Genomic DNA, 19,806 nt, shown 5'->3' with positions numbered 1-19,806 from the left:
CATACGTTCGTACCTACCGTATGCCCTACAACCAGGCGGCGAACTCCAGCAGCAGCTCCGCGTCGCGGCGCCGCCCGGCGGCCAGCGCGCGGTTGCCCGACTCCACCGCCCGGAACAGCGTCCAGCCCCGCAGCCGGTCCCGGTCCACCTCCAGGCCGTCGGCCAGCTTGTTCACCCGGCGGCGGGCGCCCGCCGCGCCCGCCGAGGACGCGACCAGGTCCTCCAGCCGGTCCCGGACCAGCCGGGCCAGGTCGTACGCCCGCTCACCGACCAGCGGGTCCGGCCCCACCGTGAGCCACGGCGCCCGGTCGCCGGCCAGCACCTTGCCCTGCCGGAAGTTCCCGTGCAGCAGCAGTTCCTCGCCGGGCCCGGCGAGGAGTTCCTCGCGGGCCTCCAGCGCGGCCGACGCCAGCGCAGCGGCCTCCGGTGGGGCCTTGCGGAGCTCCTCGGCCTGCCCCGCCGTCCGCTGCGCGACCGTCTCGAAGGCGTGCCGCTCCGGCGGCTTCACCCACAGCCGACGCAGCGTGCCGCAGGCCTCCAGCAGGGCCTTCGCCTCCGGCAGCGAACGCAGCGACACCTCGGGGTGCAGCCGCTCCAGCAGCAGCGCCCCGTCCTCGGCGCTCTGGCGGGTGTCGAGCACCCGTACGGCCCCGAACCCGCCCCAGTGCGCCAGCGCGGCCAGCTCCAGATCGGGCCGGGCCTGAGGCGGAGCCAGCTTCAGTGCGGCCGGGGTGCCGTCGGCGTACCGGACCAGGACGACGAGGCTGCTGCGCCCGCCGGGCGCCTGGACCCGCAGGGCCTCCACCGCACGCCGGGCCAGCGCCGCTTCGGTGAGCCGGGGCAACCGCTCCAGCCAGGCCGCGCTCCCTGCCGGATCCGGCGTCTCGCCGAGCGCCCGTACGAGCCGCTGCGGCGGTTCGAAAGCCATGCGTGCACGATCCCTTTCAGCTTGACCGGGCCCCTGCGCGTGATCAGCGCTTTTCCGTGAGCCCAGGGAAGGCTACGCCGACTCCGCGCCAGCGTGCCGCGCGCACGGCCGCGGCACTCAGCGCGTCGGCCGCCTCCCGGCGCAGCCGGCCGTCCGCGGCCCGCACCAGATCGGAGTACGCGCCCGCCACCCGGTCCTCGATCTCGGCGGCCAGCCGCTCGGCGTCGGCCGCGGTGCGCACCTCGTAGGGCAGGGCGTACGCCGGCTCCGCGGCCCGCGGTGCGCCGCCGAGATCATGCACGGCGCGCGCCAGCGCGTCCCGGCGCGCTACGTGGGCGCCGTGCGCCTCGCGGGCCTCGTTCGCGCGGGCGGCCGCGGCCCGGGCACCGATCACCCCGTAGCCGTAGACGGCCGCGTGCTCGGCGGCGAGAGCGGACTGCGCGGCGTCCAGCGCCCGGTTGGCGGGGGAGGGCGAGGGCTTCACGGCGTGGCTCCCGGGGTCGAGGTCAGCAGGTGGGCGTGGACGGCGCCGCAGGCGGCCACCGAGGCGAGCAGCCGGGCCAGCTCTCCGGGTGCCCCGCCCAGGGCGACGGTCCGTGCTTCGGCCAGGGTGCGCTCGGCGTCCGCCAGGGCGGTCAGCGCGTCCTCGGCCTTCGGCGGCACCGGCTCGGCGCTCGCGGCGGGCGTGCCCGTCCGGGCCGGGGCGGCGGACCCCCGGGCGGATCCGGTCCCGGGGGTGCGCGTGGTGGTGGGGGAGGGGTCGGGGAAGGCCAGCGCCGCCGTGTGCGCGGCGACCGCGGCGCGCAGCGGGGCGAGGCGCGCGGCCAGGGCCGGATGGGTGACGGACGTGGTGTCGTAACGTTCCAGCAGTCGCTCACTGTCTCGAACGGCCGACTCGCGCATCCGCCGTTCGAGTGAAAACGCGGCGGTGGCGTGCGGTTCGGCGGCCCCGCCGGAGCACCCGGTCAGCAGGGCCGCGCCCGCTGCGCCGGCGGCACCGGCGAGCAGGCTCCTTCGCGAAGGCCTCAGGGGCGGGGTCCACGGCACGGCGACGTCCTCGGGGGTGGTGCGGGCAGGGTGTGATCACGGTACCCGGGGCGGTGTCCGCCCGGCGGACGGCAACACCCTCCGCGACCGGATACCCTTTGACCTGACACGCGACGTACACCACAACAGCACACGCGGCCGAGGAGTCACCCGGATGAGCACCACCCAGAGCGACAGGCTGCGCGGATTGCTGGAGCCGCTCGTCGCCGCCAAGGGACTGGATCTCGAGGACATCGAGCTGTCCAAGGCAGGAAAGCGCCGGATGCTGCGCATCATCGTGGACTCCGACGAGGGCGTGGAACTGGACGCGTGTGCGGAGCTGAGCCGCGAGGTCTCCGACAAGCTCGACGAGACCGACGCGATGGGCGAGGGCGAGTACGTCCTCGAAGTGAGCTCCCCGGGCGCCGACCGCCCGCTGACGGAGCACCGCCACTACGTACGGGCCGTCGGCCGCCTCGTGAAGTTCCAGCTGTCCGCCGAAGGTGACAAGGGTGCCGGGGAACTGGTCGCCCGCATCCTCGGCGTCGACGACGAGGGCATGGACCTGGAGGTTCCGGGCGTGAAGGGCCGCAAGGCGACCGCCCGCCGCATCGCGTTCGCGGACATCGCCAAGGCGCGTGTCGAGATCGAGTTCAACCGCAAGGACAAGAAGGAAGAGGAGGCGTAGCCGTGGACATCGACATGAGTGCCCTGCGGGGTCTGGTCCGGGAGAAGGAGATCTCCTTCGACCTGCTCGTCGAAGCGATCGAGTCGGCCCTCCTCATCGCGTACCACCGCACCGAGGGCAGCTTCCGCCGGGCGCGCGTGGAGCTGGACCGCACCAACGGCCACGTCGTCGTCTGGGCGACGGAGGACCCGCGGGACCTCGAGGAGGGGCAGGAGCCCAAGGAGTTCGACGACACGCCGTCGGACTTCGGCCGGATCGCCGCGACCACCGCCAAGCAGGTGATCCTCCAGCGTCTGCGTGACGCGGAGGACGACCTGACCTTCGGCGAGTTCGCCGGGCGTGAGGGCGACATCATGACCGGCGTCGTCCAGCAGGGCAAGGACCCCAAGAACGTCCTGGTCGACATCGGCAAGCTGGAGGCCATCCTGCCCGTGCAGGAGCAGGTCCCCGGCGAGGAGTACCCGCACGGCCTCCGCCTCAAGGCGTACGTCGTCCGGGTGGCGAAGGGCGTCCGCGGTGCGTCCGTGACCCTGTCGCGCACCCACCCGAACCTCGTCAAGAAGCTCTTCGCGCTGGAGGTCCCGGAGATCGCGGACGGCAGCGTGGAGATCGCGGCGATCGCCCGCGAGGCCGGCCACCGCACCAAGATCGCGGTACGGTCCACCCGTTCGGGCCTCAACCCGAAGGGTGCCTGCATCGGCCCGATGGGCGCCCGTGTGCGCAACGTCATGGCCGAACTGCACGGCGAGAAGATCGACATCGTGGACTGGTCGGACGACCCGGCGGAGATGGTCGCGAACGCCCTGTCACCCGCTCGGGTGAGCAAGGTCGAGGTCGTCGACTGGGATTCCCGCTCGGCCCGGGTGACCGTGCCCGACTACCAGCTGTCGCTGGCCATCGGCAAGGAGGGCCAGAACGCCCGCCTCGCCGCGCGCCTGACCGGCTGGCGCATCGACATCCGTCCGGACACCGAGCACGCGTCGGGTCAGGACGGGGAATAAAACCGGTACCGGGCGGCGCTGTCGCCCGGTACACAGGTTCAGGACAACAGATCAAGACAGCAGATCGCGACAACGTCCGTTCGATTTTTCGCCTGAAGGGGTGAGGTCGGTACGGGGAGGTAGACTTAGGCGTGTCTGGCCGGACGCAAGCCCGCGCATGCCCCGAACGCACCTGTGTGGGGTGCCGGGAGCGAGCGGCCAAGAGCGAACTGCTGCGCATCGTGGCGATCGGGGACGAGTGCGTCCCCGATCCACGCGGTACGCTGCCCGGCCGGGGTGCTTACGTGCACCCTGCCGAGGTCTGTCTCGAGAAGGCGGTCCGCCGCAGAGCGTTCCCCCGGGCCCTCCGGTCCCCGGGAGCACTCGACACGGCCGGGCTGAGCAGAGCCGTGGCCGAACAGGCCGGGGCGACACCGTAAGTAGCACAACGGCACGGATCCCCGTGCGGTCAGGTACCTCGCGAGTTGGAAGTAGGTCGAGATTGCGATGAGCACTCGATGAGTACGCGATGAGTACGCCCATGAAGTAGCGACGGTCCGGCGCAAACCCGGACCTAAAAGGAGCGAAGTGGCTAAGGTCCGGGTATACGAACTCGCCAAGGAGTTCGGTGTAGAGAGCAAGGTCGTCATGGCCAAGCTCCAGGAACTCGGTGAGTTTGTCCGTTCGGCGTCCTCGACGATCGAGGCGCCGGTCGTGCGCAAGTTGACTGACGCACTGCAGGGGCCCGGCGGCAGCGCCGGCAAGTCCGCTGCGAAGCCGGGTGCGCCTCGTAAGGCCGCCCCCGCCAAGCCCGGGGTTCCCACCCCGGGTGCCATTGCACGTCCCGCCGCCCCCAAGCCCGGCGCCCCGGCCCCCAAGCCGGCCGCCGCCGAGGCTCCGGCAGCGCCCGCCCCGGTGACCCCGGCAGCGCCCGGCCCGCGGCCCGGCCCGAAGGCTCCGGCCGCCCCGAAGCCCGCTCCGGCGGCGCCCGTGGCGACCGAGTTCACCGCGCCTCCGGCCGCTCCGGCGCGCCCGGCGGCGACCCCGGGCCCGCGTCCGACGCAGCAGCGTCCCGCGGCTCCCGGCCAGGGTGCCCGTCCCGGCGCTCCGCGTCCGGGTGGCTCGGCCCAGGGTGGCCAGGCCCCGCGTCCCGGCGCTCAGGCTCCGCGTCCGGGCGCCCGTCCGGCGGGTCCCCGTCCGGGCAACAACCCCTTCACCTCCGGCGGCTCCACCGGCATGGCGCGCCCGCAGGCGCCCCGTCCCGGCGGCGCCCCGCGTCCGGGTGCCCCCGGCGCCGGCGGCCCCGGCGGCGCTCCGCGTCCGCAGGCCGGTCCCGGTGCCCCGCGTCCGCAGGCCCCCGGTGGCCCGCGTCCGACCCCGGGCGGCATGCCCCGTCCGCAGGGCGGTCCGCGTCCGGCTCCGGGCGGTAACCGCCCCAACCCGGGCATGATGCCGCAGCGTCCCGCTGCCGGTGGTCCCGGTCCGCGTCCCGGTGGCGGCCCCGGCCGTCCCGGTGCCGGTGGTCCGCGTCCGGGCGGCGCCGGTCGTCCCGGCGGCGGCTTCGCCGGCCGTCCGGCCGGTCCGGGCTCCCGTCCGGCCGGTGGTGGCTTCGGCGGTCCGCGTCCCGGTGGCGGCGGCGGCTTCGGCGGCGGCCCCGGTGCCGGCGGCGGTCGTCCCGGCGGCTTCGGTGGTCGTCCCGGCGGTCCGGGTGCGCGTGGCGGTACGCAGGGTGCCTTCGGCCGTCCCGGCGGTCCGGCCCGTCGTGGCCGCAAGTCGAAGCGGCAGCGGCGCCAGGAGTACGAGGCCATGCAGGCCCCGTCGGTCGGCGGCGTGATGCTGCCCCGCGGCGGCGGCGAGACCGTTCGCCTGTCGCGAGGTGCGTCCCTCACCGACTTCGCGGAGAAGATCAACGCCAACCCGGCGTCGCTGGTCGCGGTCATGATGAACCTCGGCGAGATGGTCACTGCCACGCAGTCCGTCTCCGACGCGACCCTCCAGCTCCTCGCGGACGAGATGAACTACAACGTTCAGATCGTCAGCCCGGAGGAGGAGGACCGCGAGCTGCTCGAGTCCTTCGACATCGAGTTCGGCGAGGACGAGGGCGGCGAGGAGTTCCTCGTGGCGCGTCCGCCGGTCGTGACCGTCATGGGTCACGTCGACCACGGCAAGACCCGCCTCCTCGACGCGATCCGCAAGACCAACGTGGTCGCGGGCGAGGCCGGTGGCATCACCCAGCACATCGGTGCCTACCAGGTCGCGGCCAACGTCAACGACGAGGACCGCAAGATCACCTTCATCGACACCCCGGGTCACGAGGCGTTCACCGCCATGCGTGCCCGCGGTGCGAAGTCGACCGACATCGCGATCCTCGTGGTGGCGGCCAACGACGGCGTCATGCCGCAGACGATCGAGGCGCTGAACCACGCCAAGGCGGCCGACGTGCCGATCGTGGTCGCGGTCAACAAGATCGACGTCGAGGGTGCGGACCCGACCAAGGTGCGCGGTCAGCTGACCGAGTACGGCCTGGTGGCCGAGGAGTACGGCGGCGACACGATGTTCGTCGACATCTCCGCCAAGCAGGGTCTGAACATCGACAAGCTGCTGGAGGCCGTGGTCCTGACCGCGGACGCCGCCCTCGACCTGCGCGCCAACCCCGATCAGGACGCCCAGGGTATTGCGATCGAGTCCCACCTCGACCGTGGCCGCGGTGCCGTCTCGACCGTCCTCGTCCAGCGCGGTACCCTCCGCATCGGCGACACGATGGTCGTGGGCGACGCCTACGGCCGAGTCCGCGCGATGCTCGACGACAAGGGCAACAACGTCGAAGAGGCGACCCCGTCGACCCCCGTCCTGGTCCTGGGCCTCACCAACGTCCCGGGCGCCGGCGACAACTTCCTCGTCGTCGACGAGGACCGCACGGCCCGCCAGATCGCCGAGAAGCGTGCTGCGCGCGAGCGCAACGCGGCCTTCGCCAAGCGCACCCGTCGCGTGTCCATCGAGGACCTCGACTCCGTGCTCAAGGCCGGCGAGGTCCAGCAGCTCAACCTCATCATCAAGGGTGACGCCTCCGGTGCCGTCGAAGCCCTGGAGTCCTCGCTGCTCCAGCTCGACGTCAGCGACGAGGTCGACATCCGGGTCCTGCACCGCGGCGTCGGTGAGGTCACGGAGTCGGACATCAACCTGGCGATGGGCTCCGACGCGATCGTCATCGGCTACAACGTCCGCGCGGCCGGCCGTGCCACGCAGATGGCCGAGCGCGAGGGCGTCGAGGTCCGCTACTACTCGGTGATCTACCAGGCCATCGAGGAGATCGAGGCGGCCCTGAAGGGTCTGCTCAAGCCGGAGTTCGAAGAGGTCGAGCTGGGTACGGCGGAGATCCGCGAGGTCTTCCGCTCGTCCAAGCTGGGCAACATCGCCGGTGTCCTGGTCCGGTCGGGCGAGGTCAAGCGCAACACCAAGGCGCGCCTCATCCGCGACGGCAAGGTCGTCGCCGAGAACCTCACCATCTCGGGTCTGCGTCGCTTCAAGGACGACGTCACCGAGATCCGCGAGGGCTTCGAGGGCGGTATCAACCTCGGCAACTACAACGACATCAAGGTCGACGACGTCATCGCGACGTACGAGATGCGCGAGAAGCCGCGCGTGTAAGCGCCTGGCACATCGCACCGTGTCGTGACCGGGGCCGGTCGGCGGAATTTCCGTCGATCGGCCCCGGCCGTTGCGTGTACGGTTCTGGTGACCCTGTCGCGCGTCGGCCGGCAGGCCACCGAACCCGGACCGGCGGGATATCCGGAACTGCATGTACGTGGGGACTCTGTCCTTCGACCTGCTCCTCGGCGACGTCCACTCGCTGAAGGAGAAACGCTCCGTCGTCCGGCCCATCGTCGCCGAGCTCCAACGCAAGTTCTCCGTGAGCGCGGCAGAGGTGGGCGACCAGGACCTGCACCGCAGGGCCCGCATCGGCGTCGCCCTGGTGAGCGGGGACACGGGGTTCCTCTCGGACGTACTGGACCGCTGCGAGCGGCTGGTCGCGGCACGTCCGGAAGTGGAGCTGCTGTCGGTGCGCCGGCGGCTCCACGGTGATGAAGACTGAATGCAAGGAAAGAAGGAGACGGACCAGTGGCCGACAATGCGCGGGCGAAGAAGCTGGCGGACCTCATCCGGGAGGTGGTCGCCCAGAAGCTGCAGCGAGGCATCAAGGACCCGCGCCTCGGTACGCACGTGACGATCACGGACACCCGGGTCACGGGTGACCTGCGGGAGGCCACGGTCTTCTACACGGTGTACGGCGACGACGAGGACCGGGCCAGCGCGGCCGCCGGCCTGGAGAGCGCCAAGGGCGTCCTGCGCTCCGCGGTCGGCCGGGTGGCGGGCACCAAGTTCACGCCCACCCTGACCTTCGTGGCGGACGCCCTCCCGGACAACGCCCGGACGATCGAGGACCTCCTCGACAAGGCGCGGACCTCCGACGCCGCGGTGCGCGAAGCCTCCTCGGGCGCCGAGTACGCCGGCGGGGCCGACCCGTACAAGAAGCCCGGCGACGACGAGGACGCAGCCGCCGAATGAGCAGCAACGCAGGAAAGACGCCGGACGGCCTGGTCATCGTCGACAAGCCGTCCGGCTTCACTTCGCACGACGTGGTCGCCAAGATGCGCGGGATCGCCAAGACCCGCCGCGTCGGCCACGCGGGCACGCTCGACCCGATGGCGACGGGCGTGCTCGTCCTGGGTGTGGAGAAGGCCACCAAGCTCCTCGGCCACCTCGCGCTCACGGAGAAGGAGTACCTCGGCACGGTCCGCCTCGGCCAGAACACCCTGACCGACGACGCGGAGGGCGAGGTCACCAGCTCCGCGGACGCCTCCGGGGTCACCCGGGAGGCCGTCGACGCGGGCATCGCCAAGCTGACCGGCGAGATCATGCAGGTCCCGTCCAAGGTCAGCGCCATCAAGATCAAGGGCGTGCGCTCGTACAAGCGCGCCCGGGACGGCGAGGACTTCGAGATCCCGGCCCGGCCGGTCACCATCTCCTCGTTCCAGGTCTACGACATGCGCGAGGCCGAGGCCGAGGACGGCACCAAGGTCGTCGACCTCGTCGTCTCCGTCGTCTGCTCCAGCGGTACGTACATCCGCGCCCTGGCCCGCGACCTCGGCGCGGACCTCGGCGTCGGCGGGCACCTGACCGCGCTGCGGCGCACCCGGGTGGGCCCGTACAAGCTCGACCGGGCGCGCACCCTGGACCAGCTCCAGGAGGAGCTGACCGTCATGCCGATCGGCGAGGCGGCGGCCGCGGCGTTCCCCCGCTGGGACCTGGACGCCCGCCGGGCCTCGCTGCTCGCCAACGGCGTGCGGATCGAGATGCCGGACATGTACGAGGCCGGCCGCACCGTGGCGGTCTTCGGGCCGCAGGGGCAGCTGCTCGGACTCGTGGAGAGCAAGGGCGGCAAGGCGAAGTCGCTGGCCGTCTTCGCCTGATCCGCCGTGACGTGGAGCGGTGAGCGCGCATCGTCCGCTGCTCACCGCTCCACCACCCCCCTCGGGTAGGTCTCTATCCAGCCGAGCTCCGGTATTCACCCCTCCGAGCAGGCGCGCGGAGTGACTGGAGGGAGCACAAGGGGGCGCTTTTCCATCGCGGGCTCCTCGGCCCGCGCCCGTGGGCCCCCGGTGCGCCGGACGCCTCCGCCAGCCCGCCTCGGCGCCTTCCGGCCGAGATGACACAGAGCCCCCCGCAGCCCGACACCGATGCGGGGCCCCGGCCCCGGGCATGGCAGTCTTAGACGTGCAATCGGCAACGAGTACAGGGCCTACACGGTTCGGGCGAGGAGCGGTCACAGTGCAGCGCTGGCGTGGCTTGGAGGACATCCCCCAGGACTGGGGGCGCAGCGTCGTCACCATCGGCTCGTACGACGGTGTGCACCGGGGCCACCAGCTGATCATCGGGCAGGCCGTGGCCCGGGCACGGGCGCTCGGCGTCCCGTCCGTCGTCGTCACCTTCGACCCGCACCCCAGCGAGGTCGTCCGTCCCGGCAGCCACCCGCCGATCCTGGCGGGCTACGACCGGCGCGCCGAGCTGATGGCCGGCCTCGGCGTCGACGCCCTGCTGGTGCTGCCGTTCACGGCCGAGTTCTCACAGCTCTCCCCGGCCGACTTCATCGTCAAGGTGCTCGTCGACAAGCTGCACGCCCGCGCGGTCATCGAGGGCCCCAACTTCCGCTTCGGCCACCGTGCCGCCGGGAACGTCGACTTCCTCCGCGACCTGGGCGGCACCTACGACTACGAGGTCGACGTCATCGACCTGGTCGAGCGCGGCACGGCGGGCGGCGGCGTGCCGTTTTCCTCGACCCTGGCGCGCAAGCTCGTCGCCGAGGGCGACATGGCCGGTGCGGCCGAGGTCCTCGGCCGCCCGCACCGCGTCGAGGGCGTCGTGGTGCGCGGCGCACAGCGCGGCCGCGAGCTCGGCTACCCGACCGCCAACGTCGAGACCCCGCCGCACACCGCCGTCCCCGCCGACGGCGTCTACGCGGGCTGGCTGACGGCGAACGGCGAGCGCATGCCCGCGGCGATCTCGGTGGGCACCAACCTGCAGTTCGACGCCACCGAGCGGACCGTCGAGGCGTACGCGATCGACCGGGTCGGACTGGACCTGTACGGGCTCCACGTCACCGTGGACTTCCTCGCGTACGTGCGCGGCATGGCCAAGTTCGAGTCGCTGGAGGGCCTGCTGGAGGCCATCGCGGACGACGTGAAGCGCGCGCGGGAACTGACGCGCGCGTACGACGCGGAGCGCGCGCAGCAGCCCGCCGGGCGCTGAGCCGCCGCCCGACCTGAAGGAAGGGCCCGCATCGGCCCCCGGGATCCCCCGGGGCGGTGCGGGCCCTTCCGCTCGTTCCGCGTGACCCCCCTCGCCCCGGGTCAGCCCAGGCGCGGGTCGCGCGGGGGCTGCTGCCCGGGCTGCGGCTGCGGCTGCGGGTGTCCGGGCTGCTGCGGGTAGGGCTGGCCGGGCTGCTGCGGGTAGGGCTGGCCGCCGGCGTACGGCTGCGGGGGCTGCTGGTACGGAGCCTGCGGCTGGGGCTGGGCGTACGGCTGCTGACCCGGCTGCGGCTGGGGCTGGGCGTACGGGGGCTGCGCCTGCGGGGCCTGGGGCTGAGGCTGGACGTGAGGCTGGGGCTGCGCGGGCGCTCCCCAGTGGTTCTGCTGGGTCTGCTGGGCCGCCCGTACGAAGTCCTCGGCCACGAGGGCGGCGAGGTTGAAGTACGCCTCGCGCGTCTTCGGCCGCATCAGGTCCAGGTCCACCTCGGCGCCGGCCGCGAGGTGCTCGTCGAACGGCACCACGACGACACCGCGGCAGCGGGTCTCGAAGTGCTGCACGATGTCCTCGGTCTTGATCATCTTGCTGGTCTCGCGGACCCCGGAGATGACGGTGAGGGAGCGGGAGACGAGGTCCCCGTAGCCGTGCGCGGACAGCCAGTCGAGCGTGGTGCTCGCGCTGCTGGCGCCGTCCACCGAGGGGGTGGAGATGATGATCAGCTGATCGGCCAGGTCCAGGACGCCGCGCATGGCGGAGTAGAGCAGACCGGTGCCCGAGTCGGTGAGGATGATCGGGTACTGCCGGCCGAGGGTGTCGATGACGCGGCGGTAGTCCTCGTCGTTGAAGGTCGTCGAGACGGCCGGGTCCACGTCGTTGGCGATGATCTCCAGGCCGGACGGGGCCTGCGAGGTGAACCGCCGGATGTCCATGTACGAGTTCAGGTAGGGGATCGCCTGGACCAGGTCCCGGATCGTCGCACCCGTCTCGCGGCGGACGCGGCGGCCCAGCGTGCCGGCGTCCGGGTTCGCGTCGATGGCGAGGATCTTGTCCTGCCGCTCGGTCGCGAGGGTCGCACCGAGTGCCGTGGTCGTCGTGGTCTTGCCGACGCCGCCCTTGAGGCTGATGACGGCGATGCGGTAGCAGGACATCACCGGCGTGCGGATGAGCTCCAGCTTGCGCTGGCGGTCGGCCTCGGCGGCCTTGCCGCCGAAGCGGAAGCCGGAGCGCTGCGGCTTCGGCTTCTGCTTGCCGCGCAGCAGCCGGTCCGAGGACAGCTCGACCGCGGCCGTGTAGCCGAGCGGAGCTCCGCCGGCGGCAGGGCCGCCGGGCTGGTAGCGGGGGTCGTGCGGCTGCGGGCCCGGCTGGGCGGCGGCGGGCCACGGGGCGCCGGTACGGGGGTCGACGTGCGGCTGGGCCTGCGGCTGTGGCTGCGGCTGTTGGGCCTGGGCGGCCTGGGGCTGCGGTGGTACGGGCGCGGGGTGCGGGAAGCCGTAGCCGTCCTGCGGCGCGGCGGTGGGCGGCAGCGCGTACCCGGCCGCGTCGACGGGAGTCTGGGGCTGCGGGGGTACGGGGGCCGGGGCCGCCGGCGGGAACCCGTAGCCGTCCTGCGGCTGCGCACCGGCCGGCGCGACCGGCGGGAAGCCGTACCCGGCCTGGGGACCCTCCGGGGCGGGGGACGCGGCGGGCGGCTGCGGCGGTGCGCCGACGGGGGGCGCCACGGCCGGGTTCGGAACGGGCGGCGCGGTGTCGACGGGCACAGCGCCTGCCGGAGCGGGCGGCGCGGGCGGGGCATCCTGGGGTGCAGCCTCGACGGGGGCCTTCCCCAGCACGACACCGGAGCCGTGCCCCGCCGCGGGCGGGACCACGGGCACACCGTCCACGGGAGTGTCGGAGGGCGCGGGGGCGGCCGGCGCGGGCGCGGGTGCAGGCGGCGCGGTCTCGAAGTCGCCGGCAGCCGAATGGGACGGCAGCGCGGGCGCGGCCCCGACACCCGGAGCAGGAGCGCCGGTTGCGCCCTCGGCGGACGGCGCGGGCGCGAAGTCGGCGCCAGGCAGGTGGGGCGGCAGCCCCGGCGCGGAACCGGCACCCTGCGCGGGCGCGGCCGGTACCGCGTCGGCGGGCGGCGTCGGCGCCGGGGGTGCGGGGGTGGGTTCGAGGTCCGCCGGGGCGAGGTAGGACGGCAGTCCCGGGGCGGGCTCGGGCGCGGCCGGTACCGCGTCGGCGGGCGGCGTCGGCGCCGGGGGTGCGGGGGTGGGCTCGAGGTCCGACGCGGAGAGGTAGGACGGCAGCCCGGGCGCCGGCGCCGCAGGGGCCTGGTCGGACGGGCCAGTCGCCGGCGGGGTGGCGTCGGACGGGGTCCGCGGGGCCGGCGGCGCGATCCGCATCGTCGGCGGGGACGCCACGTCCGACGGGCGGTGGGGTTCAAAGCCGCTGCCCTCGGGCAGGGCCGGCACCGGCGCGGCCGGGGCCGCGCTCTGCGTGTACCAGGCCGGCGGCGTGTAGTCGATGGTGAACTGGCCCGTCATCTCGGGCTCCGCGTCGGACTGATCGTCCGTCGGGACGTCCCACGTCCCGCCGCGCCTCTCGTTCCGATCGCCGCTCACTCGTCCGTCCTCCTGGTCTGTCGAACACTGGTCCGGCGCCCTCGACGCCGCGCCCACGCTCAGCCTAATCGCGTGCCGACGCCCGTGTCGGCACCCCGCCGGACCGCCGGACCGCCCGGCGACCCCGACCGCCGGACCGCCCGACCGTCGGGCGGCGGTGGGCGACGGCGGACGGCGCGGGCACGGCGCGGCCGCGGCGCGCCGCCGGTACGGCACCGCGCACAGCGGGGTGGTGCCTCCTGCCTACCGGCCGCGGCAGCCCTGAGCAACCGTCACCGTCCGGCCCGCCCGCCTCCCGGGGGCGCGGGCCCGGTCAGTCGATGCGCCGGCACGGCCCCAGCAGCCCGGTCTCCGCCTCCGTGCCCTGGGTCATCACGAACTGCCGGTCCCGCGGCGTGCACCACAGGGTGACCCCGTCGCCCAGCGTCGGCAACGAATCCACCGTCTGCCGCGGAAGGTTCATCAGGCGGCCGACCTGCTCCGCCTCGTCGGGGGACACCCGCTGGATCCCCGCCAGGGAGGAGTTCTGCAGCAGCCGCGGTGCCGTCGGGCTCAGGTACGGCAGCAGCGTCACCACCGACTGCCAGGGCGCGGCTACGACACGGCCGCGCGGCGGCCGCATCCCGCAGTCGCGGACCACCAGCACCGGACTGCCCGCCGACGCGCCCTGCGGGGGTACGCGCCCCACGTCGTGCAGGGTGACGCACTGCTGCCCGCCGCCCGCCGCCCGGGCCAGCGCGGACCACACCTGCGCCCGCCCGGTCTCCACCGCGACGCGGGCGCCCGTGGCCGCGGCGCGCAGCGCCAGCACCTGGGCGGTCCACACGCCGCCGATGAGCGTCACCTCGTACGGGGTGGGCCGGTTGATGCCGAGCACCGCCGGCCGCCCCTGGGCGTCGACGCCGATGACGACCCCGTCGTCCCCGACCGGCAGGGCCAGGGCGTCCAGGTCCACCGCGGGGACCGTGTGCCGTGGCCGGCGCGGGCCGACGAGCCCGAAGCCGCCCCTGACCGCGTTCCTCATCGTGCGCCTCCCAGCGGCAGCGAGGCCAGCAGCCCCGGTACCTGTTCGCGGTCGAGCCGGACCAGCCCGGTGCGAACGCCGCGGGCCGTCCGCTCCAGTTCCCGGCGGGCCGCCACCAGCTCCTCGTCGCTGTGGCCGGTCACCCGTACGTGCCCGCTGAGGGTGACGCCCTGGCGTTCCGCCGGGGCCACCGTCAGGCTGAACGTGGTGGCGAGCGCCGGCAGCGAGGTCAGCAGTGCCACGAACTGCGGCAGGGAAGCCGTACCGGAGCCGCCCAGTTGCGGCCAGCGGCCGATCCAGTACGTGGTGTGGCGCCGGTCGTCGCAGCGCCAGGTCCGCGAGGTCTCCTCGGTGCGGCGGCCGGAGGCGGCCGAGCGGCCGGCCTGGGTGATCGCCCTCGGGTTCGCGCACGAGGAGGTGGCCAGCGCGGCCGTCAGCTCCTGCTCGGTGAGCACGGTGGCCCGGAAGCCGGCGCCGGCCAGCCGGCTCGTCAACTGGTCGGCCGCCCGCACCAGGCAGCGCTGGGCTCCCGCGAGCCCGCCGCCGCGCGCGGCGATCGCCTCGGGGCACAGTTCCGGGTCGAGCTTGAGGGCGATCCAGGTCAGCCGCACCGCCGGGGTGCCCGTCTGGGCCTGGAGCGGCGCGTAGTTGCGGGTGGCCATCGACTGCGGGGGCAGGTGCGGGGCGGGCGCGGGCTGGGTGTGCTGCACCAGCTGCGCGGACTCCAACCGGATGCCGTCCACCTCCAGGACGTCCCTGACGAGCGCCAGCGGGAGCGGCCGCGCCGTGCGGTCCGGCCGCAGCGCGGTGGCGTCGCTGTCGACCTGGACGAGGGCGGTCAGGAAGGTGCCGTCGCCGACCATGCCGACGGGCCGCCGGTCGCGGTCGCTGAACGTCATGGTGCGCAGCGCCGGGTCGGCCTCGACGAGCGGTGCCAACCCCGGCTCCGTGCCCGCGGGCACGGTGAACGCCGCGGCCCGCCGCCTGCGGGCGCGCAACGCGAGGGCGCCGCCGATCCACTCGGGCAGGGAGCGCTGGTGGCGGCGTACGACGGCGAGGACCACGAGGACCACGGCGAGCACGCCGGCGGGAACCAGCAGCAGCGGTTCGACCACCCAGGCCACCAGCAGCACGGCCGCTGCCACTTGGAGCAGGACCAGCTGTTGCAGTCGGAACGGGCCGAAGCGGCCGGGACTCGACTTCGGACTCGGCGTCACCCCGCTGCGCACGGGTGCGGGAGCGCCCGCCTGCGGTTCCGTCGCGGTGGCCGTCACTCGCCCACCTCCCCTTCCCGGGACCAGACCCCGTGAGTGCCGGGGCGGCGCGGTGCTGGCCGCGGGACCCCGGAATCTCCCCATTCCGCCCCAACAGGCCCTGATTACCCCGGTGTGGAAGGCTGTGGAAGGCACTGAGCGGCGGCCTCACCCTACCCGGCCCGTCCGCCCCCTCGATCAAGAGGCATAGTAGGTGCCCGGTCCGACAAACGAGGCCCGGGGACCGCGGTCGCCGACCGGGTCGTGCGGGGAGAAGCAGACGGTCATGGCATCACGGCGTGATGAACTCAACGCGTACACCTTTGCGAAGCGGCGGACGGTGGCCGCGTTCCTCCAGCCCACCGCGACCGGTTCCGAGGAGGGTGCGCCGCGGCCCCTGCGCGCGGTCGTCCCGGGGCTGGTGCTGGGGGCGGTCGTCCTCGCCGGGTTCGGCGCCTGGGGCATGTTCAAGCCGCAGGCCCCCAAGGGCTGGGACGAGCCGGGCACCAAGGTCCTCGTCGGCAAGCAGTCGACGACCCGGTACGTGGTCCTCACGACCAAGGTGAACGGCAAGGACCAGACCCGACTGCACCCGGTGCTCAACCTCGCCTCCGCCCGACTCCTCCTGGATCCGCAGAAGTTCAAGGTCCTGCAGATCGACGACAAGGTCCTCGACGCGGGCAGGCCGCCGCGCGGCCCCATCATCGGCATCCCCTACGCGCCCGACCGGCTGCCCGCCCCGAAGGACGCGGGCAAGGCCAAGCGCTGGGCCGCCTGCCAGGCGCCGGGCGGCAACGGGCAGACCGTGCAGACCGCCACCTTCGTCCTCGCCGACCGCGAGGCGGGCAAGATGGACGACGAGCGCCGGCTCACCGACAGCCAGATGCTGTACGTGCAGAACACCGGCGGGGCCAAGGAGCGTTACCTCGTCGACAGCACGGGGACCAAGTACAAGTTCCCCGAAGGCACGGCCGACGCGGGCAAGATGACCAACGCGCTGGTCGGCAACACCGGCGCCACCCCGCAGCAGGTCACCGAGCAGTGGCTGGCCACGCTCAACTCCGGTGATGACCTGGCCTTCCCGCAGCTGCCCGTCGCGGCCGGCACCAAGGCCGACGTACCGGGCCTGGGCACCGCCGACAACAAGGTCGGCATGGTGCTGCGGGCCCAGACCGGCTCGGGCGCCCAGCACTACGTGGTGCTGCCGGGCAAGGTCGCCCCGGTCTCCGACTTCGTGGCCTGGCTGCTGATCTCGGCGCCCGCCACGGACGGCCTCAACATGCACGGCAAGCCGCGCGAGGTCGACCTCCAGAGCCTCAACCCGGAGCAGACGCCGTTCAGGGGCGAGGCCCGCTGGCCGGCCCGCAAGACCGCCCGCATCAACCAGGCCCCGACCGGCGAGAACGCTTCCGCGCAGGGCGGCGGGCCGCGCGACACCATCTGCAACGTGCTGCGCTCGGTCGACGGCCAGGGCGGCCAGACCCTGAGCACCTGGGCCGGCACCGGATTCCCCGTCGACATGACCGCCAGCGGCACCAGCGCGTACGTCACCCCCGGCTCAGGGCTGCTCTACACCCAGGTCCAGGGCAAGCAGACCACGGCGGGCGGTGCCCTGTTCCTCGTCACCGACACCGGCCTGCGGTACGCCGTCCAGGCCAACGGGGACAGCGACGCCGAGAAGTCGAAGATCGGAGCCCCGGACCAGCAGGGCGGCGGCCAGGGCGCCGGCGAGGGCCGGCCCGAGGCCAGCCAGGCGCAGATCCGGCTCGGCTACGGCGGCATCACCCCCGCCCTGGTGCCCATCGCGTGGTCGGAGTTCCTCTCCAAGGGTCCCCGCCTGGACACCAACTCGGCCCGTCAGCCGCAGGGCTCGTGAGGAGGCCGCCGATGACCCGCTCCCCGTACGGGCGCCGCGCGCTCCTCACCGCGGCCGCCGCCCTGGCCGCGGCCTGCGGCACGACCGCGGCAGCCGCTCCTGCCACGGCCGCGCCCGCGGCGGCCGCCGCAGCCCCCGCCCTGCGTCCCGCCGGGGCGGGGGAGTGCACCTTCCCCATGAAGAAGCAGATCGCCGACCGCCCCTGGGCCCTCCAGCGGCTCCTGCTGGACACGCTCTGGGCCCGGACCAAGGGCAAGGACAAGGACGGCAAGCCGGTTCGCGTCGCCGTCATCGACACCGGCGTGGACCGGGTGAACCCGCAGCTCAGCGGTGCCCTCGACGTGGGCTCGGGCAAGGACTTCCTCGACCCCAGGGGCGGCGACGGCACGGCCGACACCGTCGGCCACGGCACGAAGGTCGCCGGGATCATCGCGGCCCGCCCGCAGGAGGGCACCGGCTTCGTCGGCCTCGCCCCGGAAGCCGTGATCATTCCGATCCGGCAGAACGACGGCCAGGGCAAGGGCAACGCCCTCTCCCTCGGTCAGGCCGTCGACCACGCCGTCGCCAAGGGCGCCCAGATCATCAACATCTCCCAGGACACCGACGCGCCGATGACCGCCGACACCGAGCTCGGCAAGGCGGTCCAGCGCGCCGTCGACGCGAAGGTGCTGGTCGTCGCCTCCGCCGGCAACGACGGCGCCAGCGGCCAGAAGCGCAGGACCTACCCGGCGGCCTTCCCCGGTGTCCTGGCCGTTGCCTCCTCGGACCGCAACAACGAGCGGGCGGTGTTCTCCCAGCCCGGCGACTTCGTCGGCATCGCCGCGCCCGGCGTCGACATGGTCTCCACCGTCCCCGGCTTCGGGCAGTGCATCGACAACGGCACCAGCTTCTCGGCGCCGTACGTCGCCGGCGTCGCGGCCCTGCTGCGCGCCGAGCACCCGGACTGGTCGCCGCAGGAGGTGGTCTGGCAGATCCAGAACACCGCCGAGCGCTCGGTCAACGGCCGTGACGACTACGTCGGCTGGGGCGTCGTCGACGCGGTGCGCGCCGTCACCCAGGACCACGAGCGGCCGAAGGCCCCCGTACCCGACCCGGGCCCGCCGCCGGCGGCCGCACCCGAGGCGGCGGCGATGCGGCTGACCGAGACCGCGCAGGAGCGGGACGAGCGGATCGGCACGTACGCCCTGGGAACCGGCGCCGTGTTGATCGCCGTCATCGGCGGGGCGGCGATCGTCGTCCGGGACGCCCGGCGGCGCCGCGGCCGTTTGCAGTGAACGGTCACGGTTCATCCACAGATGCAGGCCGTTGGTGTTGGGGCTGTGACATGAACTGGCTAGAGTGACACCAGGCTTCACGACTGTGATCGGGGGATCGCGTGAGGCGGAGGGGGAATTCCCCGGTGGGCGGAGCACATTCGCAGCCGGGACGTCCGCTCCGCTCCGCAATCCGCCGGTTCTGCCGGCGAATTGAGAAGTGAGGAGCTTCGGATGAGCAACAACTTCGGACTTGCGGACGATCCGATCGTCCAGGCGAAGAACAAGATCGAGACGACGGCCCACGCCGTCACCACCCAGTCCCGGGAGCTGGCCGACATCCTCGCCACGGTGAGCGCCGGCTGGACCGGTGTGGGCGCCTCCGGCTTCGTCGAGGCCCAGTCCGTCGTCAACGAGGACCACGACGAGATCCGCCGCCTGCTCAACATCCTGCACAACGCGGTCGCCCAGACCAAGAACCTGAGCAACGCCCAGGACGACGACGTGCGCGCTGCCTTCGCGACCATCCGGTCCGAGTCCGGCAACCAGAACACCTCCGGCCTCAACGGCGTCTGACCGGCCGCGTCGGTCCCCACCCAGTCCAGCCCAGCGCGCGAAGGAGAAGATCATGGCAGCCAACGACGGGGCGACCCGGGTACGGTACGAGAGCGTCCAGGAGATGGCCAACCGCATCCGCGCCGTCTCCAAGAAGATCATCACGGACCTCGAGGAGATGGAGCAGGCCCTGAAGGTCGTCACCGACACCTGGGACGGTGAGGCGCACAAGTCGTACGTCGACCTCCAGGGCAGGTACAAGGGCAAGGCCGAGCACATGAAGAACAAGCTGGAGCAGGTCGCCCAGCTGATCGAGCGCGGCAAGGGCGACTACCGCGCCACCGACGTGAAGGCCTCCCGCCTGTTCACCGAGGCCTACTGAGCCGCTCCGGGGCCGGTTCCGGGCCGGTTCCGGGCCGGTACGCACGGAAAGGGGCGCGCCCACTGCGGGCGCGCCCCTTTCCGTGCGTACCGGCCCGGAACCGACTCAGTGCGGGCCGCGGTCGAGGTCGAACTCCCCGTCCCGGGCGCCGAGGACGAACGCCTCCCACTCGGCCGCCGTGTAGCGCAGCACCGTGTCCCGGTCCAGCGAGGACCGCATGGCCACCGCGCCCTCGGGCAGCCGGGCGATCTCGACCCGCTCCTCGTCGGGGGTGGTCCCGGGCGGGCCCTCCCACTCCACGCCGCTGATGTCGAGCGCGTACAGCTCGTCCTTCTCCTGCTGGGTGCCCATGTGCGGCCTCTCCCTCGGCGGTCCTACGCTGCCGATTATCGGGGCTCCGGCCCGCACCGCGGGAGCGTTTCCGGCGGATCACC

General features: G+C 73.4%; 19 protein-coding genes. 12 read left to right on the top strand and 7 right to left on the bottom strand.

Features of this window, described 5'->3' with window-relative positions; translation table 11 throughout:
- Nucleotides 1-25: 25 nt before the first annotated feature.
- The 3 genes from ACSHWO_RS09925 to ACSHWO_RS09915 are packed head-to-tail and all read right to left on the bottom strand — an operon-like array spanning nt 26 to nt 1,831.
- Complete coding sequence (locus tag ACSHWO_RS09925; protein ID WP_438311233.1) at nt 26-928, bottom strand: aminoglycoside phosphotransferase family protein; 903 nt, start codon at nt 926-928, stop codon at nt 26-28.
- A 43-nt stretch (nt 929-971) separates the two neighbouring features.
- Nucleotides 972-1,412, bottom strand: a complete 441-nt coding sequence (locus tag ACSHWO_RS09920) for a ferritin-like domain-containing protein (RefSeq protein WP_438311231.1) — start codon at nt 1,410-1,412, stop codon at nt 972-974.
- Complete coding sequence (locus ACSHWO_RS09915; RefSeq protein WP_438311229.1) at nt 1,409-1,831, bottom strand: hypothetical protein; 423 nt, start codon at nt 1,829-1,831, stop codon at nt 1,409-1,411. The genes ACSHWO_RS09920 and ACSHWO_RS09915 overlap by 4 nt, the downstream gene beginning before the upstream one ends.
- A gap of 298 nt (nt 1,832-2,129) precedes the next feature.
- On the opposite strand from ACSHWO_RS09915, the gene rimP reads away from it, so the two are divergent.
- The 8 genes from rimP (at nt 2,130) to ACSHWO_RS09875 (ending at nt 10,429) form a co-directional block, all read left to right on the top strand.
- Entirely contained in the window at nt 2,130-2,642 is a 513-nt protein-coding gene (gene rimP, locus ACSHWO_RS09910) for a ribosome maturation factor RimP (protein WP_361095418.1), read from the top strand.
- A 2-nt stretch (nt 2,643-2,644) separates the two neighbouring features.
- Nucleotides 2,645-3,643, top strand: coding sequence for a transcription termination factor NusA (gene nusA / locus ACSHWO_RS09905; RefSeq protein ID WP_361095421.1), 999 nt, complete (start codon nt 2,645-2,647; stop codon nt 3,641-3,643).
- Between the two features lie 131 nt (nt 3,644-3,774).
- A complete protein-coding gene (locus tag ACSHWO_RS09900) occupies nt 3,775-4,062 on the top strand; it encodes a YlxR family protein (protein WP_361095424.1) in 288 nt (95 codons plus the stop codon).
- A 148-nt stretch (nt 4,063-4,210) separates the two neighbouring features.
- Nucleotides 4,211-7,270, top strand: coding sequence for a translation initiation factor IF-2 (infB, locus tag ACSHWO_RS09895; protein ID WP_385842989.1), 3,060 nt, complete (start codon nt 4,211-4,213; stop codon nt 7,268-7,270).
- A 151-nt stretch (nt 7,271-7,421) separates the two neighbouring features.
- Complete coding sequence (locus ACSHWO_RS09890) at nt 7,422-7,715, top strand: DUF503 domain-containing protein (RefSeq protein WP_030161467.1); 294 nt, start codon at nt 7,422-7,424, stop codon at nt 7,713-7,715.
- A 26-nt stretch (nt 7,716-7,741) separates the two neighbouring features.
- Nucleotides 7,742-8,188, top strand: a complete 447-nt coding sequence (gene rbfA, locus ACSHWO_RS09885) for a 30S ribosome-binding factor RbfA (RefSeq protein WP_361095432.1) — start codon at nt 7,742-7,744, stop codon at nt 8,186-8,188.
- Complete coding sequence (gene truB, locus ACSHWO_RS09880; protein ID WP_385842978.1) at nt 8,185-9,093, top strand: tRNA pseudouridine(55) synthase TruB; 909 nt, start codon at nt 8,185-8,187, stop codon at nt 9,091-9,093. Before rbfA ends, truB begins: the two co-directional genes overlap by 4 nt.
- A 358-nt stretch (nt 9,094-9,451) precedes the next feature.
- Complete coding sequence (locus tag ACSHWO_RS09875) at nt 9,452-10,429, top strand: bifunctional riboflavin kinase/FAD synthetase (RefSeq protein ID WP_438311225.1); 978 nt, start codon at nt 9,452-9,454, stop codon at nt 10,427-10,429.
- Between the two features lie 101 nt (nt 10,430-10,530).
- Here ACSHWO_RS09875 and ACSHWO_RS09870 read toward each other — a convergent pair whose 3' ends face one another.
- From ACSHWO_RS09870 to eccE, 3 genes are all read right to left on the bottom strand, one after another.
- Nucleotides 10,531-13,029 carry an SCO5717 family growth-regulating ATPase gene (locus ACSHWO_RS09870; RefSeq protein WP_438311223.1) on the bottom strand — a complete coding sequence of 833 codons (2,499 nt, stop codon included), beginning with the start codon at nt 13,027-13,029 and terminating at the stop codon, nt 10,531-10,533.
- 313 nt (nt 13,030-13,342) lie between these two features.
- Nucleotides 13,343-14,053 carry a hypothetical protein gene (locus ACSHWO_RS09865; RefSeq protein WP_438311221.1) on the bottom strand — a complete coding sequence of 237 codons (711 nt, stop codon included), beginning with the start codon at nt 14,051-14,053 and terminating at the stop codon, nt 13,343-13,345.
- A complete protein-coding gene (gene eccE, locus ACSHWO_RS09860) occupies nt 14,050-15,327 on the bottom strand; it encodes a type VII secretion protein EccE (RefSeq protein ID WP_438311219.1) in 1,278 nt (425 codons plus the stop codon). Before eccE ends, ACSHWO_RS09865 begins: the two co-directional genes overlap by 4 nt.
- A gap of 265 nt (nt 15,328-15,592) precedes the next feature.
- On the opposite strand from eccE, the gene eccB reads away from it, so the two are divergent.
- From eccB to ACSHWO_RS09840, 4 genes are all read left to right on the top strand, one after another.
- Nucleotides 15,593-17,182, top strand: a complete 1,590-nt coding sequence (gene eccB, locus ACSHWO_RS09855; protein WP_438311217.1) for a type VII secretion protein EccB — start codon at nt 15,593-15,595, stop codon at nt 17,180-17,182.
- Between the two features lie 11 nt (nt 17,183-17,193).
- Entirely contained in the window at nt 17,194-18,456 is a 1,263-nt protein-coding gene (mycP, locus tag ACSHWO_RS09850; protein ID WP_438311214.1) for a type VII secretion-associated serine protease mycosin, read from the top strand.
- Between the two features lie 213 nt (nt 18,457-18,669).
- Complete coding sequence (locus ACSHWO_RS09845; protein WP_361095456.1) at nt 18,670-19,011, top strand: hypothetical protein; 342 nt, start codon at nt 18,670-18,672, stop codon at nt 19,009-19,011.
- 52 nt (nt 19,012-19,063) lie between these two features.
- Entirely contained in the window at nt 19,064-19,372 is a 309-nt protein-coding gene (locus ACSHWO_RS09840; protein WP_361095459.1) for a WXG100 family type VII secretion target, read from the top strand.
- Nucleotides 19,373-19,477: 105 nt separating this feature from the next.
- Here the strand turns inward: ACSHWO_RS09840 and ACSHWO_RS09835 are convergent, their stop codons facing one another.
- A complete protein-coding gene (locus ACSHWO_RS09835; protein WP_360628154.1) occupies nt 19,478-19,723 on the bottom strand; it encodes a DUF397 domain-containing protein in 246 nt (81 codons plus the stop codon).
- Nucleotides 19,724-19,806: the final 83 nt, after the last annotated feature.

This window comes from Streptomyces pallidus (ex Mingjun et al. 2026) (genome assembly GCF_051550185.1).
In the GTDB taxonomy this organism is placed as follows: domain Bacteria; phylum Actinomycetota; class Actinomycetes; order Streptomycetales; family Streptomycetaceae; genus Streptomyces.
The sequence above is the reverse complement of the archived record's forward strand: the minus strand, read 5'-3'. Positions and strand labels throughout refer to the sequence as shown.

What these genes read in the sequence shown, in the direction of transcription:
- ACSHWO_RS09925 (WP_438311233.1), bottom strand. Translation starts at nt 928, where the DNA reads ATGGCTTTCGAACCGCCGCAGCGGCTCGTACGGGCGCTCGGCGAGACG.
- ACSHWO_RS09915 (WP_438311229.1), bottom strand. Translation starts at nt 1,831, where the DNA reads ATGCGCGAGTCGGCCGTTCGAGACAGTGAGCGACTGCTGGAACGTTAC.
- rimP (WP_361095418.1), top strand. Translation starts at nt 2,130, where the DNA reads ATGAGCACCACCCAGAGCGACAGGCTGCGCGGATTGCTGGAGCCGCTC.
- ACSHWO_RS09890 (WP_030161467.1), top strand. Translation starts at nt 7,422, where the DNA reads ATGTACGTGGGGACTCTGTCCTTCGACCTGCTCCTCGGCGACGTCCAC.
- truB (WP_385842978.1), top strand. Translation starts at nt 8,185, where the DNA reads ATGAGCAGCAACGCAGGAAAGACGCCGGACGGCCTGGTCATCGTCGAC.
- ACSHWO_RS09865 (WP_438311221.1), bottom strand. Translation starts at nt 14,053, where the DNA reads ATGAGGAACGCGGTCAGGGGCGGCTTCGGGCTCGTCGGCCCGCGCCGG.
- eccB (WP_438311217.1), top strand. Translation starts at nt 15,593, where the DNA reads ATGGCATCACGGCGTGATGAACTCAACGCGTACACCTTTGCGAAGCGG.
- mycP (WP_438311214.1), top strand. Translation starts at nt 17,194, where the DNA reads ATGACCCGCTCCCCGTACGGGCGCCGCGCGCTCCTCACCGCGGCCGCC.
- ACSHWO_RS09845 (WP_361095456.1), top strand. Translation starts at nt 18,670, where the DNA reads ATGAGCAACAACTTCGGACTTGCGGACGATCCGATCGTCCAGGCGAAG.
- ACSHWO_RS09840 (WP_361095459.1), top strand. Translation starts at nt 19,064, where the DNA reads ATGGCAGCCAACGACGGGGCGACCCGGGTACGGTACGAGAGCGTCCAG.
- ACSHWO_RS09835 (WP_360628154.1), bottom strand. Translation starts at nt 19,723, where the DNA reads ATGGGCACCCAGCAGGAGAAGGACGAGCTGTACGCGCTCGACATCAGC.